Below are 17,441 nucleotides of genomic sequence, written 5' to 3'. Positions count from 1 at the left end.
GATCACACCTCCTTTATACCAGCCCGACGGCATTGATGATCAGATCGATCACCTTGATACCGACAAAGGGAACAATCAGTCCGCCAAGGCCGTAGATCAGCAGATTTCGCCGCAACAGGGCCGCAGCACTGCCCGGTGTGAACTGCACGCCTCGCAGGGCAAGCGGGATCAGGGCTATAATCACCAGAGCATTAAAAATGACGGCCGAAAGAATGGCGCTTTGCGGACTTGCCAGTCCCATGATGTTTAAGGCACCAAGTTGCGGATAGGTCGCAATAAACAACGCCGGCAGAATGGCAAAATATTTGGCAACGTCATTGGCAATCGAGAAAGTTGTCAAAGCGCCACGGCTGATCAGCAACTGTTTGCCCACCCTGACAATTTCAATCAGTTTGGTCGGATCACTATCAAGATCGACAAGGTTGCCGGCTTCGCGGGCGGCCTGTGTCCCGTCATTCATTGCCACACCGACATCGGCCTGTGCCAGGGCGGGCGCATCGTTTGATCCGTCACCGCACATCGCGACCAGCCGTCCACCTTCCTGTTCCTGACGGATCAGTTCAAGTTTCTTTTCCGGTGTTGCCTCGGCAAGAAAATCATCCACACCGGCCTCGGCGGCAATGGCTGCCGCGGTCAGCGGATTATCACCTGTTATCATGACCGTGCGAATACCCATCTCGCGCAATTCAGCGAAACGTGCGCGAATGCCCGGTTTAATGATGTCTTTCAAATGAATGACACCCATCACATTATGATTTTTTGCAACTACCAGTGGCGTACCACCCGATTTTGCAATGCCGTTAACGATCCGGCCCAGTTCGGTGGCCTGCTGGCCGGGCTCGGCGTATCCACGCATTGCATCCCCGGCCCCTTTGCGGAATTCATCCATACCGATATCCGCACCTGACATCCGGGTTTCGGCACTAAAGCCGATGGCTTTGGTCAGGGATGCTTTATCTCCGTGAAAATCGAACAGTTTTCCTGCCAGCTCGACAATTGATTTACCCTCGGGCGTATCATCTGCAAGGGATGCGATTGCTGCTGCCTCGGCCAGTTCCCGTTCACTGATACCTTTTAACGGCATAAATGCATCGGCCATCCGGTTGCCAAATGTAATTGTCCCGGTTTTATCAAGCAGCAGGGTATCGACGTCACCCGACGCCTCGACAGCACGACCGGATTTTGCAATCACATTGGCCTTAACCAGCCGGTCCATACCTGCAATCCCGATTGCCGAAAGCAGCCCCCCAATCGTCGTCGGGATCAGCGTGACCAGCAACGCGATCAAAAATGCCAGCGGAATGGAGGTTCCGGAAAACAGGGCGAACGGTTCAAGTGTGACAACAACGATCAGAAAAATAATCGACATGCCCACCAGCAAAATATTCAGCGCAATCTCGTTGGGTGTTTTCTGGCGTTGCGCGCCCTCGACCATCGCAATCATGCGATCCAGAAAACTTTCGCCGGGCTTCGCTGTTACGCGAATTTTCAGCCAGTCGGACACAACACGTGTGCCGCCAGTCACGGCCGAACGATCGCCGCCACTTTCACGGATAACCGGCGCGGATTCCCCCGTAATTGCCGACTCATCAACCGAGGCAATCCCCTCGACGATTTCGCCGTCAACCGGGATAACATCACCGGCTTCGACCAGAACGAAGTCTCCTGGAGCAAGGTGGCTGCTTGCAACCCGCTCGATATCGTTTTTATCGCCAGAGGGTAACTTTTTTGCCTCGGTTTCCTTGTTTGTCGAGCGCAAACTGTCTGCCCTGGCCTTTCCACGGCCTTCGGCCACTGCTTCGGCGAAATTGGCAAACAAAACGGTAAACCACAGCCAGACTGTTATCTGAACCAGCACGGATAAATCCGTGGTGCCTGCCAGGGCTCCCTGAATGCTGATGACGGTTGCCATGACGGCCCCGGCTTCCACCATAAACATCACCGGATTGCGCACCATAACCCGGGGGTCAAGTTTGCGTAATGCCTCGAACCCTGCTGTTCGCATAAGGGTTCCGTCGAGCAAACGGGTATTTTCTGTTTTCTTCATTTTGAACACTCCTCCGGTCAATACAGGATACCGGCCAACATCGCGAAATGTTCCGCGATCGGGCCCAGTGCCAATGCCGGGAAGAAAGTAAGGCCGCCGACGATCAGGATGACGGCAATCAAAAGGGTGACGAAAAGCGGGCCATGTGTGGGAAAGGTGCCGCCGGAAACCGGCACGACATTTTTCGCGCCAAGCGAGCCCGCAATCGCAAGAATGGGAATGATAAATCCGTACCGCCCCAGCATCATGGCAATGCCCTGCAAGGTGGTATGAAATGGCACGCTGGCGCCAAAACCGGCAAAGGCCGAGCCGTTATTCCCCGTCGCCGAACTATAGGCATACAGGATTTCAGATAAGCCATGCGGTCCGGCGTCCTGCACGGCCACCAGCGCCGAGGGAACAGTTGCCGCAAGAGCGCCAAAAATCAGAATACCAATCGGCATGGTCAAAATGGCCAGAACAGCCAGCTTGATTTCCCGGGATTCAATCTTTTTCCCAAGATATTCCGGCGTGCGGCCAACCATTAACCCGGCGATAAAAACAGTCAGCACAACAAATAACAGCATGCCGTAAAAACCGGCACCAACCCCGCCATAGACGATTTCGCCCAGTTGCATATTAAGCATTGCAACCATACCGCCAAGCGGCGTCATACTGTCATGCATGGCATTGACCGAACCATTGGATGCCGCTGTTGTTGCCGAGGCCCATAACGTCGAATTAAGGATGCCAAAACGGACTTCCTTGCCTTCCATATTGCCCGGCGACGATATGATTGCGCTATTATGCGCCCAAAGGGGATTGCCCGCCTTTTCAGCCCCATAGGTTGCGAAAAAGCCCGCCACAAAAAGCACGCCCATCACGGCAAAGATCGCAATCCCCTGGCGTTTGTTATTGACCATTTTTCCGAACAAAAAACAGAAAGCTGCAGGTATCAGCAGCAGATAGACCATTTCAAGAAGGTTGCTTAGCGGTGTCGGGTTTTCGTAAGGATGGGCGGAATTGACATTAAAAAATCCGCCCCCATTGGTTCCGAGCTGTTTGATGGCAATCTGGGAGGCTGCAGGCCCCTGCGCCAGAACCTGATGGGTTCCCTCAAGAGTGGTTGCGTCAACATAGGCATGCAAATTCTGCGGAACGCCTTGGGAAATCAGGAAAAGTGCCGCAACAATGGATAACGGCAACAGGATGTAAAGTACCCCGCGCGTCATATCGACATAGAAATTGCCCAATTCACGAATTTTTCTGCTCGCAAAACCCCGGATAACGGCCACAGCAACGGCCATTCCGGTCGAGGCGCTGACAAAATTCTGCGTTGTCAAGCCGACCATCTGGCTGAAATAGGATAGCGTTGTTTCGCCCCCATAAGCCTGCCAGTTGGTATTGGTTATAAAACTGACCGCCGTATTAAAAGCAAGGTCCGAGGACATAGGCGCCAGACCGGCCGGGTTCCAGGGCAAAAAATGCTGTAATCGCAGGATCACAAACAGCACAAGCCAGCCCGCAGCATTAAAGACCAGAAGGGCAATTGCATAGCGCGACCAGTGTTGAGAACTCGACGCATCAATCCCGCAAATCCGGTAAACCGCGGTTTCAACCGGTTGTAACAAGGGGGACAGAAATGTCCTGTCCCCATTATAGACACGATACATATAACCGCCCACGAACGGGGCGCAGACCAGCAGGATTGCGCAATAAAGCGCAAACTGGCCAAGATCGATTGTCATTGGAAGCTCCGTCCTAGAATTTTTCCGCCCGGATCAGGGCATAAAACAGATAGACGACCAGAGCGGCTGAAATCGCACCGCCAAGTATGTAACCAAGCATGATGTCCCCCCTAAATCCGCGCGCAGCCGCGCACGGCCAGGCCAAACAGGACAAACGATCCCAGCCCAAGGGCGAGATAGATCAGATCAGACATGGCTTGCTCCTGTAATGTCCGAATTACCGAACTACAGGCTAGAATTTCCAGGCGTAAAAATGCGATGGCAGAAACTGGCAAATTTTATCTCTCTACGTAAAAATCACGTAAAATTTTTGCCTTCTGGTAATCCCCCACACCTTGTATCACTCGCGCGCCCCCGGACGATGACGTTCCAGTGCAAGCAATTGGCTGCAAGATTTTATACAAGCACAAGCTGATTTACCGAACTCGTTCGCATATTACATTTTCTGTTCGCGCATTTTATTGAACTTTACAAATTGGATCTGCGCTTACCCTGGTCCACTCATCCTGGCTGTTTTTGGTCCTACCGACACCTAACTCGGACCTGTAAAGTCCGGGTTATGAAAACACAGCATTTCACCTCAAAAACGAGCCCGGTTTCACGGACAAATTCCGATTTGGCCAATCAACCACGCAACCGGACCAGTTTGTACGGCGCGTCGATTGAATATGGGCTCCATTGTTTACTGTGGCTAGTTAACGACGATGTAGAACGCGCTAGCAGCCGTGATCTGGCGGAACTTCAAGGAGTTCCCCCAGCGATGTTGGCAAAGATCATGTCCCGTATGGAAAAAGCCGGTATTGTTAAATCCACGAATGGAATTTCCGGCGGTTACACCCTGGCGCGGTCACCAGAGGAAATCTCAGTCTTAGCCGTAATAGACGCGATTGAGGGCAAGCGGCAACTGTTCGACTGCAAGGACGTTCGCGAGGGATGTATTCTTTTCGGTGGCACTCCTCCTGCTTGGTCAAGCGTAGGTGTATGCGGCATCCACCGTCTTATGTTACGCGCGGAGCGGCAGATGCGTGCCGAATTGGCACGAAGCAGCCTTGCCGATCTCGCGCGCAACGTGCCCCAACCCCAACAATTCAATGAGCTTGTAGCGTCATGGATACAGGATCGCAGTAATTCGCGTCATGCCGCACGCAATGCAGCATTGAAGCAGGCGCCGCGTAAGCCGCGCCTGAAATAACACTGAACAGAGAGAAAATCCTTCAGCGGGTCTTCGACCCGCCACGGGAGATCTGCGTCTTCAAGAACCCAAGAGGAGTACACTATGCAGACTAGAATTGTGATTATCGGCGCTGGCTTTGCAGGCACAATGTCGGCACTAAGTGCGGCGCGCCTGCGTGACGCTTATGGCGCAGAGGATGGAATTGAGATTGTTGTGGTTGCACCGGAACCCGTACTCAACATGCGTCCACGTCTCTATGAAGATGATCCTGCGCAGATGAGCGCACCACTCGAAGAACTGTTCCGCGTAACTGGTGTGCGTTTTGTGGAAGGATGCGTTCGCACAATCAACAAATCGGCGCCTGCGGTCATTATTGAACAAAATAATGGCGAGCAAATCACCCTTGGTTATGATCGCCTCATCCTCGCAGCAGGAAGTCGCGTTGTTCACCCGCCGATACCCGGGCTTTCCGAGCATTGCTTCAGCGTGGATCAACGCCACGAAGCACATGAATTGTGGCAACATATTCACGAACTTGCCGAGCAGCCCGTTTCAGAACAACGTGACACAGTAGTGATCGCCGGTGGCGGCTTCACCGGAATTGAGACAGCGGCGGAAATGCCACAACGGCTGCGAACTGCATTAGGAAAGGATGCGAATGTCCGAGTAGTCGTCGTTGAGCGTGCGGAAGCTATTGGCCCGGATCTCGGACCAGGTCCGAGGCCAGTAATTGAGGAAGCGTTGAGTTCGCTCGGCGTTGAATGGATGCTCGGTAAGGCTGTAACAAAGGTCGATGCAACGGGTGTCACTCTTGAAGACGGAACGCGTATTTTAAGTAAAACTGTGATCTGGACTGGCGGCTTACGTGCAACGCCGTTAACCGAGCAGATTGAGGCGCCGCGGGACGAACTTGGTCGTTTGGTTGTTGAGCACGATCTTCGTGTTCCAGGCAATCCGGAAATATTCGCAACCGGCGATGCGGCAAGCGCCGCAACTGACAATGATGGTCACCGTACACTCATGTCCTGTCAGCACGCGATGCCGTTGGGCCGGTTTGCTGGCCACAATGCCGCTGCTGATCTTCTCTGCGCACCAACGATGTCTTATTCACAAGAGCGATATGTCACTTGTCTCGACCTTGGTCCTTGGGGAGCCGCATTCTGCGAAGGTTGGGACCGAAAGGTTATGCTGAGTGGATCGGCCGGTAAAAAGATCAAGGAAGAGATTAACTCGACGTATATTTACCCACCCAAAGCAGAACGCGAAGCGGCTTTAGCCGCTGCAAAGCCCGGAATTACCGCAGACGTCTGAGTTTCCAATGGCCGCAGTTATCAAAGCTGCGTCCGTGCCGGCCGACCGCAGTCCTCCCCCCATCCCCGCTGCGGTCGGCCATTCTTCATTGTACAGTCTGGATAGCTGCCAAACGATCAACGGAACTACCGGGGAATTAATTGAATCAAGGATCAACAGTAACTAAAATCTATCGAGGCAAGCATGAGAAAATTGCTTAACGTATCTTCATTGCCGCCTGGAATTATACTTCGACATGTGCATGGAGAGGATGAGCTGACCGCGTGCTTCCCGGTAGTTTCCCAATTGCGCCCGGAATTAGCGGACGCTGCCGAGTGGATAGAACGGGCGTCGGGCATGGCAACCGAGGGATACCGCATTCTGGCTGCGTGGGAAGGTAATCAGGTTTTAGCGCTCGCTGGATACCGAAGGATGGAAAATCTGATCCACGGCAGCTTTTTATATGTTGATGATCTGGTTACATCCGAGGGAGAACGGGGAAAAGGCCTTGGCACAGCTCTCCTGCGAGAGCTGGCATGTATCGGTGTGGACGAGTATTGTCGTCGACTGGTTTTCGACATTGCGGCAACAAACACCGACCCGCGCCACTTTTATGAGCGGGAGGGACTGATCAGAGAAGTCATTGGCTTTGAAAAGTCACTGAGGTAAGTCGCATGAACATTTTCCTCATCGTTTACAATCTTCTAACAGTGTCACACTGTCGATCGCTCTTATGCGTCTTCATTAACGGAGCATGTGAAATAGAGTTTTGCCACTCGTTCATTACAACGGCTATAATACCTGTAGTTCAGAATTACAAAGAACAGTGCTTCTGAAATTCATGGCCCGTGTATTTATATTAGAATATTCGAGGTAGCGACCCTTGGTAATTCCAGGACAGAGAGAATTTTCTCGAACTATCTGTCATCGGAGGTTCTCAAACCTGCCTCTAGGTCTCAAGTTGCGAAGGAGTAATTTGGCATGACAAAGAGAGTGTTTGTAGCCGGGGCGCCTGGTCGCATTGGTCGTTCGATTATCCCCCCACTTCACGGCACAGGGTACATAATCAATGGCCCGGACCGAACGACCAAGGGACAGAAAGAGCTTACGGCACCAGGCGCGAATCACGGTAGTTCTGGAGCATGCAATATTGCTGGTCCTGAGGGTGCTGTCGTGATCGAGAAGGCCATCTCTGATTTTCGCTGCCACTATCATTTCTTTTTCGCAAAGTATAATTGAACTCATGGAATGGAATGCCCCCTCAACCATGATAGAACTGCAACTTGATCGCGCGAGCTCTACGACGCTTGTCGAGCAAATTGCACGCCATATTGAAGTTGCGATCACGGAGGGAGCACTTCAGCCAGGAGGTCGTCTACCTTCCTGGCGTGACCTTTCAGCGCAACTTGGCGTAGCCCGAGGTACTGTAAGAGCCGCTTACGAAAAACTTGTCGATCGGCAGCTCCTTGTGACATCGCGTTCAGGAGGGACCCGGGTAGTTGATATCCTACCGCCTTCAATCGTTCCCACAATCGGATCGGAAAGTCGTAACTTCCTCCCGCCGGATGCCTCATATCGCTCTGATGATCCATTGGTCTTCCAGATGGGCGTCCCTGCCGCTGATGCTTTTCCTGCCACTTTGTGGGCGCGCCTGTTTCGACAGGCGGTGCAAACTACCGCACTACGCACGGGCCTCTCTGATCCGCGCGGATTGATAGAATTGAGATCTGCAATCGCATCGCATGTCGCCATCTCCCGTGGCATAGAATGCTCGCCAGATCAGATTATTATAACCGGCGGGTTCCGAAGCGGGCTATCGCTCGCTCTTCGCGCCATAGATGCGACGGGCAAAAAAGCCTGGGTGGAAGACCCAGGTTACCCCATGACCCGGCTGGCACTCGAATTTGCTGGCGTCAATGTGGTGCCTATTCCAGTTAATAAACAAGGACTCTCGGTTCAAGATGGTCAAAGATTGGCGCCAGAGGCGACGGTCGCCGTTGTGACGCCCGGGCAGCAAGCACCTAGTGGTGTCACAATGTCACAGGAGCGGCGCATCGAGCTAATTCGCTGGGCTGTAAAATCGGATGCATGGATTGTAGAGGATGATTATCTGGCGGAACTACATTTGTCCGGCCAACCTTCTAACGCGCTAGCGTCAGGCTCCGGAGCAGATCGTGTCATCCACATTGGCACGTTCAGCAAGACTATTAGTCCGATGGTTGGTATAGGCTTCCTCGTTGCACCGTTGCCGCTCGCGCGCAGATTAATCGATATCGCCACCTGGCTCGGGTCGCCGCCGAACGCTGCGGTCCAGGTTGCACTCGCGGAATTCCTGCGTGAAGGCCATTATCTGCGACATTTAAGGCGAACGAGGCGACTATATTGCGAACGCAGAGGTCGCCTTTTGGAGACACTTACCAAGTTTGGGGTACATACAGCTGTTCCTGCGGCGTTGTCAGTGGTTATGCCTATTCCTGAGGGCTTTGATGACCAAAACATATTTGTCGATGCTCGCGCTGCCGGTCTTGGGCCTGCACCATTGTCCCCCTGGTTTAACGGTGGATCTTGCTCTCCTTCAGGTCTCATTCTTGGTGTGGCCAATGTGATGGAACGACGTATTGAACGCGATTGCCGTCAGTTACTAACGATGATCGGCGATCCGCTAAAGAATGGTGGATATGGTCAGAACCCACTCGTTATCTCCGGCCTGATTGACACCGATAATTAGGCACAGGAAATGTAAATATTGTCATCGACCTGTACTGCCGTTTTTAGCTAATCATCCTTGTCCGGCCCCCAAGAAATATCCTCGAAATTTGGTTAATCTGTTCTTCGACAAAAGAAAGAAAGAAAGATCATGAAACGGTCCCGCATTAGTGAAGAAGGCACTTCTCGACCGGACAGATACGTTCTTTCAGGGTTATGGATAGGCTGCGTAGCGATTGCCCCTTCCGGGTCGGGGCAATCGCACTCTTATATAATGTAACATAAGAACGACGAAATATGTCGGTAGGCCGAAGAACCTGGTTGACGGGCACTTCGTGGATCAGGCGGCGATTTCTTCGTCACTCGGGCCGAAAATTTCATAATGAATGTGTTCCGGCTTTATCCCGAGTGTCCCGAGGTCATTGACCATACCGCGCAAAAACGGTTTGGGGCCGCACAAGAAGAAGTCCGCATTTGAAAATGGCGTATTGTCGCGCAGCCATTCGGGCGAGATCAAACCATTTTGGTCATGGGTAATCCCGGCGGAATCCTGCGGGGCCGGGTCGCTATAAAATGTTGCGACCGACATTTTGCCATGCTGGTGTGCGATAGAACGGACATGTTGGTCCATTGCATGTGTTCGGCTGTTTAACGCACCATGCACATAATGAACCTCGATATCGGGATAATGTGTCCCGATGGTTTCAACCATGCTAACCATCGGTGTCAGGCCGACACCTGCCGACAACAGGACAATCGGGCGTTCGGGTTCGTCTGGCAAGAAGAAATCACCGGCAGGCGGGGTTATTTCAAGTATGTCGCCAATTTGCGAAACCTGGTGAAGAAAGCGCGACCCACCCTGTCCCGCGGGTTCAAGCTTAACCGAAATACGGTAATGCAAGGTATTGGGTGCGCAAGAAATCGAATAGTTACGTTTGATTTCCGTCCCGTCGGCCAGGGAAAACCTCAGGGTCAGATACTGGCCAGGCCGATGCGCCAGCACAGGTTGGCCGTCGACCGGTGAGAGAATGAAGGACGTGATTACGTCGCTTTCCCGACGTTTCTCCGAAATCCGGAATTTGCGCCAACCATTCCATCCGCCTGTTCGGCTTTCAAGATTTTCGCGAATGGCGGTTTCCCGTTCGATCAGGATATTGGCCAGAAACCAGTATGCTTCGCCCCAGGCAGTAAGGACGTCGTCATTGACCTTATCGCCAAGCACCTCGGCAATCGCCCCGATCAGGGCACGCGCCACATAGGCATAATGTTCGGGAAGGATATGATAACCGATATGCTTGTGCGCAATCCGTTCAACCACCGGCACAAGCGCCTCGAGGTTATCGATATTGCGCGCATAAGCAAGGATTGCAGCGGCAAGGGCCTTAACCTGCGATCCGCTTTCTCCCTGATTGGACTGATTGAACAGCGCACGAATATGGGCGTCCTGAAACAGTTTGGCATACATGACCTTGGTGATGTCAGTACCGTGCGCACCGAGGGCCGGGACGGTGGCTTTTACCAGTTCGATGGTGCGGGGGGACAGCGATTGTGACATTTCGGAAGTCTCCGTGGTGGTTTTGTTCAAGGCAGCGGGAAGGGTTCGGCCCCTGCGGCCAACACGCAAGGTGCCGATCGTCAGGGCCGGCGAAAAACGCCTGGTCGTGATAGAAAGGAACGTTCAGGAACGTGAAAGCTGGTAGTACCCGCCGTGCGTCGGTTCATACATCACGCTTTTTAAGCGTTCTGCGATGCGGGTTGCCTTTATCTGCATGACATTTGCAATCTCTGGCGGCAGCATTTCATTCGTCGTTTGGGCCCAGATGAGAAGCCAGCGATCATACATCCCAGGCGAAATTGCCGCGACATGAAGGCGATGCATCGCAAGCGGATTTCCCTTGTAGCGTCCCGTCGACAACATCAATGAAGACCAAAAATCTTCCAGTCTTAGCAGATGCTCATCCCAATCTTCGACGATATCGTTAAAGACCGGTCCAAGGTCCGGGTCCTTGCGGATACGGCCGTAAAACCGGGTAAGAATTTCCGGAAGTTTATCGGGATCAAGCTTGTCTGGTTTCGTCATCTCGGCCTCGTAATATAAGCATTTGAAATGCATATATTACGGTAAACATGCATTGTAAATGCTTATTTTAATCTTTAAAAACAGGCTCGTGAGGTTATCTGTTAACTTATTGAGAAGAATTGGTTTTTTCTGAATTCATCCCAGCCAGAATGCCAACAAGACCATGACGCCGTGTCAGGATATCGGCCAGAGTAACTTTGTCGAGAGATTCAAAAAACGACTCTTCTGCTTCTTTAAGCGCACTCGCCAGTCCGCAAGCGGACGACAGTCGGCAGTGACCGCCATCTTCACGCATGCATTCAACCAACGCAGACTGACTTTCAAGTTTGCGTACGAGTTTCCCGATGGAAATATCTTCCGGGCGTTTTGCCAGGGTAATGCCACCGGAACGCCCGCGCACGGTTTCAAGATATCCCTCGCCTGCCAACCATTGGGTGACCTTTGTCAAATGATTATACTTGGCATCGTGAATGGCGGCGATCTCGCGGGTCGACATCAGGCTGCCATTGGCAGCAGCCAAATGCATGATGACCCTAAGGGCATAGTCCGTGAAACGTGTAAGCTGCATAATTTTATTTTACATGTAAAAATGCGCATTAGAAATGTAAATAATAAGTGAAACGACTATAAACCACGATGTTTAATCCCGGCATTTGATGGCTCGCAGCAAGATTGAAACGTTCTGGTTCTTTTGTCCAGATAGAGCCGACGTATACGTGAGTTGGCAAGTGTTTGAGCATTTTTAGCCGCTTGCAAAAATTGTCGGCAGCAATGAAGCCATGGAGATGGCTTCGCAACTGATCATAATCTTTATAATGGATCCGCTGAGCCGTCACTTCCTTGATCGTCCGGGTCATTCGTTTGTTGATGGATGTTGCGGCTTGGCAGTTCGATGATCAAGATCAGCTTTGGCACAGTTCTGTTCGAAAGCATGGGCGTACGCCAGGCAGACCGCTATTCATGCAAGCGTCATCAATGTGCCAATCGTGCTATGCGCGATGCAGACCTGATGGAAGCGGTTATGACCAAAGCCCTGCGGTATAACGTCGAGACCACCAGATAATACCGGATATCACCTACAATGGCCGAAGGAGATTTGGTCAAAAACAGCAATGTACCCTGTGCCATACAAAAAACTGCCGCCCGTTCAAACAGGCGGCAGCGTAAAGATCGCGCGCATCAGGACACGACGTTTAAAACCATGCCAAAGGCGATAAAACCGTAACGCTTACAGCGTTTCGGCGTTATAGGCCCGCGCGGTTTCGTTGAGAATATTCAGCTTGTCCGCATCGCTGCCGTTTTCAAAGGCTTCGCGAAACGCGCTGCACAGCTCGACATAGCGTTTTGCCTGATCTTCGGCAGTTTTACGCGTCAACGGCTGGTCGCGATAGGCATCGATAAAGCGGTTGGCAATCATGCCCAGCAGCAAAAACGGTGCGGCATCGCCCGATTTTTCGGTAATGGCGGTTGCGGCAATGCGGCTGCATTCTTCATAGGCCTGCACGCCCAGGGCATCGCCCTGCATAACCGTGATCAGTTTTTCGTACATATTGGTATCCCTTCTCAAAGCGTAATTTCTGTTGCGCCGCCATGCTGCCCCGACCATTGGGTCGGATTGGTCAGAAAGGCTTCAACTTCATCCAGGGTTTTCGGGTCAAAATAGTTCTGGGCCTTGCACACAGCGAGAACATCCCACCAGGTTGCCAGCCAATGCAGTTCCAGCCCGTGTTCTTTTAACTTTTCGCGGGTTTGCGGAAAGATGTCGTAATAGAAAATCACCAGCGTATCGGTCACATTGGCACCGGCACGGCGCAATGCCTCGCAAAAATTGATTTTGCTGCCGCCATCGGTGGTCAAATCCTCGACCAACAGCACATTGGCCCCTTCGATGATATCGCCTTCAATTTGCGCATCCCGGCCAAAACCCTTGGGTTTTTTGCGCACATATTGCATGGGCAAGGCCAGCTTGTCGGCCAGCCAGGCAGCAAACGGAATGCCCGCTGTTTCCCCACCCGCAACAGCCTGGAATTTCTGGAAGCCGGCATCACGCAAAATTTGCGAGGCGGCAAAATCCATCAGGGTCATGCGAATGCGCGGGTACGAAATCAGTTTCCGGCAATCAATATAAACCGGACTGGCAAGACCCGAGGTAAAGGTAAACGGCTTGTCGGCCCGAAAATGCACCGCCTCGATCTCGAGCAGCATTTTGGCCGTCATTTCCGCCATCAAGGCACGTTCGGGAAAGGCATTGGAAAACATCTCAGGTCCTCGTATTGGTTACAGCATCGCCCGGGTTTGCCGTATCGGCGATATCGGGATGCCAGTAAAGCGGAAATCCCGGATCAAACACCGTTAGCAAACCCTCATCCGTACCGATTTTTGCCGATACCTCAAAGGGCGTTTGCCTTTTGACCAGTCTGATGCGTGTTTCGTTGGGCGCCAAACGGTAAAAGGCTGGGCCATTCAATGACGCAAAAGCCTCCAGGCGGTCAAGCGCGCCTTCTTCCTCAAACACATGTGCCAGACAGGACAGGGTGTTGGGTGCAGTAAACATCCCCGCACAGCCACAGGCACTTTCCTTGCGCGCATCTAAATGCGGGGCGGAATCCGTACCCAAAAAGAATTTTTCATTGCCCGATGTTGCCGCCCTGCGCAACGCCAAACGGTGCTGTTCGCGTTTTGCCACCGGCAGGCAATAATAATGTGGACGAATACCTCCAACCAGCATGGCATTGCGATTAATGATCAAATGATGGGTGGTGATGGTCGCGGCGATATTGGGGCCGCCTTCCCACACATATTGCACACCTTCTTCGGTGGTGATGTGCTCCATGATAATGCGCAGTTCGGGCATCCGGTCAACAATGCGGCGCAGCACCCTTTCAATAAATACTGCCTCGCGGTCAAAAATATCAATCTCCGGATCGGTCACTTCGCCGTGCACACATAACGGAATGCCCAGCAGCGCCATGCGCTCGAGCACCGGCAGGATGCGTTCAATATTACGCACACCAGACTCGGAATTGGTCGTTGCCCCGGCGGGGTAAAGCTTTAACGCCGAAATCAAACCGGCCTCATAGGCCGCGGCCACATCATCGGCATTGGTGGTTTCGGTCAGATACAGCGTCATTAGCGGGGTAAAATCATGCCCGGCGGGTATGGCGGCCAAAATACGGTCGCGATAGGCCCTGGCATCGTCCGCACAAACCACCGGCGGCACCAGATTGGGCATAATGATCGCCCGGGCAAAATTGGCACTGCTATAGGGCAGCACGGCGCGCATCATCGCCCCGTCGCGCAAATGCAAATGCCAGTCATCGGGGCGGCGCAGGGTTAGTTCGGTTATTTTCATGCCGCCTCCGCATCGGTCAGATATTCGTACAGGACCGAGCTTGCGGCCATGAAATCATCAATCTCCATTGCTTCGCGCGGGTTATGCGAGCCGTTCCGATTGCGAATAAAGATCATGCCGGTGGGCACACCATTATTGGCAAACACGGCAGCATCATGCCCGGCCCCGCTGGGCATGACATAATCCTCGAACCCAAGGCGGCGCATGGCCGACGAAATACCTGCCACCACATCGCCATCACACAGGGCTGGTGCAACGCTTAATTCATCATCCAGCTCAAACCGTATTTTGCGATTGCGTTCGACAATCCGCATATGGGCGCGCAACAAATCGCGCATGGCATCCAGGGTTGTCGCATCCTGGCTGCGCACATCCAGGCTAAAGGATATGCTATCGGGAATGCGGGCAATGGCGTGTTTTTGCGGGTCGGTACCCACAACCCCGCTGGTCAGCACCAGGTCATCACCCTTTTGCAAGATGGTGTCCCAGTCATCATCAAGGCGGGTAAACAGGTCCGCCGTGGCCAATACCGGGTCCCGGCGATAGGCGCGTGGCACCGCGCCGGAATGGCCCGGTTCGCCAATGCAGGTAATCGCCTTGTGGCGGAAATTACCGCGAATGCCCGAAACATTGGCAACCGGCAAATCCTTGTTGACCAGCAACGGCCCCTGTTCGATATGCAATTCAACATAAGCCAGCAGGCGCGACGGATCGAACAGCTTTTCCCCGGCTTTTACCGGTGCCATATCAATGCCGATATCGGCCATGTGCTCCGCGAGCGGGCGGTCATCGCCCTTATGGCGGGCCGAAAGCTCGGTCGTGCCCAAAAGCCCGAACAGCGCCTTGGAACCAATATAACACGGGCCATACCAGGCACTTTCCTCGCCGCGCAGGGCAATCACCTTCACCGGGCGGGCAAAATGGCGGCCTTCATTTTTCGCACGGACCAGGCAAATCAACCCGGCAAGAATACCGGCCAGACCATCAAAATTGCCGCCATTGGGCACGCTATCGGCGTGCGATCCCACAAGCACAAATTTCTCTGCTGCCGTGTCTTCGGGCAGGGAAAACAGCGCGTTGCAGGCGGCATCAAATTCAACCTCAAGCCCGTGTTTGCGGGCAAATTCAACCAGATAATCAATGGTTGCGGTTTCAATGCCGGAATAGGCCGGGCGGCTGACCCCTTCGGTATCGGCGGTTTGCGCGCCAATTTCGGCAAACAGGCCCGCAACCATATCGCGATCCTGCTGGGAAAAGGTCGAGGACGGAACGATATTGTTCATGGTGCGGCCTCCATAAAGACAACGGTGTCGGCGGCTTCCTCGTCACGGACACTGCCAATCAGCTCCTGGACCGAGGCCATGTTGTGTTGCGCCAGATAGGCTTCCAGCTCGCCAATTATTTGCACCATCACGGTCGGATGGATGAATGTTGCCGTCCCCACCTGCACCGCAGATGCCCCGGCAATCAGATATTCCAGCACATCATCGATGGTGGAAATGCCGCCACAGCCAATCACCGGAATGTCCACCGCCTTGGCACATTGATAGGCCATGCGCAGGCTGATCGGTTTTAAGGACGGGCCGGAAAGCCCGCCCATCAAATTGCCCAGGCGCGGCTTGCGCGACTGCACATCAATCGACATCGATAACATGGTGTTCGATACCACCAAGGCATCGGCCCCGCCTTCTTCGGCGGCACGGGCCACGTCGGATGTTTCACCGGTATTGGGCGTTAACTTTGCCCATAACGGCAAATCGGTTGCGGCCCGCAATTTGCGCATCACATCCAGGGTCGAGGCCGGACGCATGGCAAAGGCCTTGCCGTCTTCCTCGATATTGGGGCAGGAAATATTCACCTCGATCGCGGCGACACCCGGCACACTGATTTCTTCGCACAGGCGGGCAAATTCATCGGCGGTGTTGCCAGAAATGCTCACCACCAGCGGGCTGTTATAGGCCTGATAAAACGGCACCATATTGGTAATGAAATGCCCGACACCCTTGCTGGGGATGCCAATGGAATTCAGCATTGATCCCGACACTTCGCAGACACGCGGGGTCGGGTTTCCCTGGCGCAGGCCGCGGGTAATGGTTTTCGTGACCAGCGCGCCCAGCATATTGAGGTCAAAAACCGTTGCCAAATCTTCGGAGAATGTCCCCGATGCCGGCATGATCGGATTTTTCAGGCTTAAATCGCCAATTTGAACGGAAAGATCTACCATCCCATTGCCTCCTGAAGGTCAAATACCGGACCTTCCTTGCACACCCGTTTATGAACGATGCCGCTTTCCGCCCGGAAGGAACGTACACAGCATTGGCACATGCCCAGCCCGCAGGCCATTTGCTGTTCCAGGGCGATTTCGCCGGGAATATTGTGTTCTGCCCCCATTTCCTGAAGCAATTTCAGCAAACGGTTGGAGCCGCAGGTATAAAAGGCATCAATGCCCGGCCCGGCGATCAGGCCTTCAATCACGCCCTGCAAATGGGCCAGATCAGAGGTGCCTTCGCTATCGGTGACGGTAATAATCTCCGCGCCCAAATCGCGAAAATAATCAATCGACATCAGCAATTCTGGCGAACGGGCACTGCAAATGGCGGTCAGCTTTTTACCCAGGCGCTGTGCCTCCAATGCCAAGGGTGCAAGGGTTGCCAGGCCGACACCGCGTGCCAGCAACAGCAGGTTTTGCCAATCCTGGGCGATATGAAAGCCCTGGCCTAACGGCCCCACCACATTCAGGCTTTCACCGGTTTTAAGCTCGGCTAATGCCGCGGTCCCCTCGCCTGCAATTTTATACAGGAACTGCAATTCGCCCTTTTCAGGGAAATAGCCATAGATGCTCATGGGGCGGCGCAGATAGGGCTGATGGCCCCCGCGCACCGGGCACTGGATATGGAAAAACTGGCCCGGCGTGCAATTCAAAATCTCGGCCGGGGCATCAAGGATAAGCAACCGATAGTCGTTATTGACTGGTGTATTGCTTTTAACCAGGCATTCACTTTCAAATACCCGTTCGTTCGCCGGAACGGAATCCGGCGTTACATGTAGGACAGCGGCAGTCATTG

18 protein-coding genes are annotated in these 17,441 nt (G+C 53.3%); 5 read left to right on the top strand and 13 right to left on the bottom strand.

The window, feature by feature from the left end; genetic code table 11:
- Window positions 1-13 precede the first annotated feature (13 nt).
- Genes kdpB through J4E05_RS16940 form a run of 4 tightly spaced genes read right to left on the bottom strand, consistent with a single transcriptional unit; the run spans window position 14 to window position 4,049 of the window.
- On the bottom strand, window positions 14-2,047 hold the full coding sequence (gene kdpB / locus J4E05_RS16950) for a potassium-transporting ATPase subunit KdpB (RefSeq protein WP_349597894.1): 2,034 nt from the start codon (window positions 2,045-2,047) through the stop codon (window positions 14-16).
- Between the two features lie 17 nt (window positions 2,048-2,064).
- A complete protein-coding gene (gene kdpA, locus J4E05_RS16945) occupies window positions 2,065-3,774 on the bottom strand; it encodes a potassium-transporting ATPase subunit KdpA (protein ID WP_349597892.1) in 1,710 nt (569 codons plus the stop codon).
- Window positions 3,775-3,787: 13 nt separating this feature from the next.
- Window positions 3,788-3,874, bottom strand: coding sequence for a K(+)-transporting ATPase subunit F (gene kdpF / locus J4E05_RS24130; RefSeq protein ID WP_085595633.1), 87 nt, complete (start codon window positions 3,872-3,874; stop codon window positions 3,788-3,790).
- Between the two features lie 10 nt (window positions 3,875-3,884).
- Window positions 3,885-4,049: a hypothetical protein gene (locus J4E05_RS16940; RefSeq protein WP_168185010.1), complete on the bottom strand. Its 165-nt coding sequence runs from the start codon at window positions 4,047-4,049 to the stop codon at window positions 3,885-3,887.
- Window positions 4,050-4,333: 284 nt separating this feature from the next.
- On the opposite strand from J4E05_RS16940, the gene J4E05_RS16935 reads away from it, so the two are divergent.
- From J4E05_RS16935 to pdxR, 4 genes are all read left to right on the top strand, one after another.
- A complete protein-coding gene (locus tag J4E05_RS16935; RefSeq protein ID WP_349597889.1) occupies window positions 4,334-4,966 on the top strand; it encodes an RrF2 family transcriptional regulator in 633 nt (210 codons plus the stop codon).
- An 84-nt stretch (window positions 4,967-5,050) separates the two neighbouring features.
- Complete coding sequence (locus J4E05_RS16930) at window positions 5,051-6,259, top strand: NAD(P)/FAD-dependent oxidoreductase (RefSeq protein ID WP_349597886.1); 1,209 nt, start codon at window positions 5,051-5,053, stop codon at window positions 6,257-6,259.
- Between the two features lie 183 nt (window positions 6,260-6,442).
- Entirely contained in the window at window positions 6,443-6,907 is a 465-nt protein-coding gene (locus tag J4E05_RS16925) for a GNAT family N-acetyltransferase (protein WP_349597883.1), read from the top strand.
- A gap of 598 nt (window positions 6,908-7,505) precedes the next feature.
- Window positions 7,506-8,966, top strand: coding sequence for a MocR-like pyridoxine biosynthesis transcription factor PdxR (gene pdxR, locus J4E05_RS16920; protein ID WP_349597880.1), 1,461 nt, complete (start codon window positions 7,506-7,508; stop codon window positions 8,964-8,966).
- Between the two features lie 318 nt (window positions 8,967-9,284).
- Here pdxR and hmpA read toward each other — a convergent pair whose 3' ends face one another.
- The 3 genes from hmpA to J4E05_RS16905 form a co-directional block, all read right to left on the bottom strand.
- Window positions 9,285-10,499, bottom strand: a complete 1,215-nt coding sequence (gene hmpA, locus J4E05_RS16915) for an NO-inducible flavohemoprotein (protein ID WP_349597877.1) — start codon at window positions 10,497-10,499, stop codon at window positions 9,285-9,287.
- A gap of 123 nt (window positions 10,500-10,622) precedes the next feature.
- Window positions 10,623-11,024, bottom strand: coding sequence for a group III truncated hemoglobin (locus J4E05_RS16910; RefSeq protein ID WP_349597874.1), 402 nt, complete (start codon window positions 11,022-11,024; stop codon window positions 10,623-10,625).
- Between the two features lie 106 nt (window positions 11,025-11,130).
- Entirely contained in the window at window positions 11,131-11,592 is a 462-nt protein-coding gene (locus J4E05_RS16905; protein WP_085595049.1) for an RrF2 family transcriptional regulator, read from the bottom strand.
- 324 nt (window positions 11,593-11,916) lie between these two features.
- Here J4E05_RS16905 and J4E05_RS16900 point away from each other — a divergent pair, with 324 nt between their 5' ends.
- Window positions 11,917-12,087 (top strand): hypothetical protein, encoded by a 171-nt coding sequence (locus tag J4E05_RS16900; protein WP_349597871.1) that lies wholly within the window; start codon window positions 11,917-11,919, stop codon window positions 12,085-12,087.
- Between the two features lie 165 nt (window positions 12,088-12,252).
- On the opposite strand, the gene J4E05_RS16895 is transcribed toward J4E05_RS16900, so the two are convergent.
- Genes J4E05_RS16895 through J4E05_RS16870 form a run of 6 tightly spaced genes read right to left on the bottom strand, consistent with a single transcriptional unit; the run spans window position 12,253 to window position 17,439 of the window.
- Window positions 12,253-12,573, bottom strand: a complete 321-nt coding sequence (locus J4E05_RS16895) for a hypothetical protein (RefSeq protein ID WP_349597868.1) — start codon at window positions 12,571-12,573, stop codon at window positions 12,253-12,255.
- A 14-nt stretch (window positions 12,574-12,587) separates the two neighbouring features.
- Window positions 12,588-13,283, bottom strand: coding sequence for an orotate phosphoribosyltransferase (locus tag J4E05_RS16890; protein WP_085595053.1), 696 nt, complete (start codon window positions 13,281-13,283; stop codon window positions 12,588-12,590).
- Between the two features lies 1 nt (window position 13,284).
- Window positions 13,285-14,376: a dihydroorotase gene (gene pyrC, locus J4E05_RS16885; RefSeq protein ID WP_349597865.1), complete on the bottom strand. Its 1,092-nt coding sequence runs from the start codon at window positions 14,374-14,376 to the stop codon at window positions 13,285-13,287.
- On the bottom strand, window positions 14,373-15,659 hold the full coding sequence (locus J4E05_RS16880; RefSeq protein ID WP_349597863.1) for a Zn-dependent hydrolase: 1,287 nt from the start codon (window positions 15,657-15,659) through the stop codon (window positions 14,373-14,375). The genes pyrC and J4E05_RS16880 overlap by 4 nt, the downstream gene beginning before the upstream one ends.
- Window positions 15,656-16,600, bottom strand: coding sequence for a dihydroorotate dehydrogenase (locus tag J4E05_RS16875; RefSeq protein WP_349597860.1), 945 nt, complete (start codon window positions 16,598-16,600; stop codon window positions 15,656-15,658). Before J4E05_RS16875 ends, J4E05_RS16880 begins: the two co-directional genes overlap by 4 nt.
- Window positions 16,594-17,439, bottom strand: coding sequence for a dihydroorotate dehydrogenase electron transfer subunit (locus tag J4E05_RS16870; protein ID WP_349597857.1), 846 nt, complete (start codon window positions 17,437-17,439; stop codon window positions 16,594-16,596). The genes J4E05_RS16875 and J4E05_RS16870 overlap by 7 nt, the downstream gene beginning before the upstream one ends.
- Window positions 17,440-17,441: the final 2 nt, after the last annotated feature.

The organism is Thalassospira sp. NFXS8 (assembly GCF_040148805.1).
Taxonomy (GTDB): domain Bacteria; phylum Pseudomonadota; class Alphaproteobacteria; order Rhodospirillales; family Thalassospiraceae; genus Thalassospira.
Note: the sequence above shows the minus strand (reverse complement) of the source record. Positions and strands in the feature narration are given on the sequence as shown.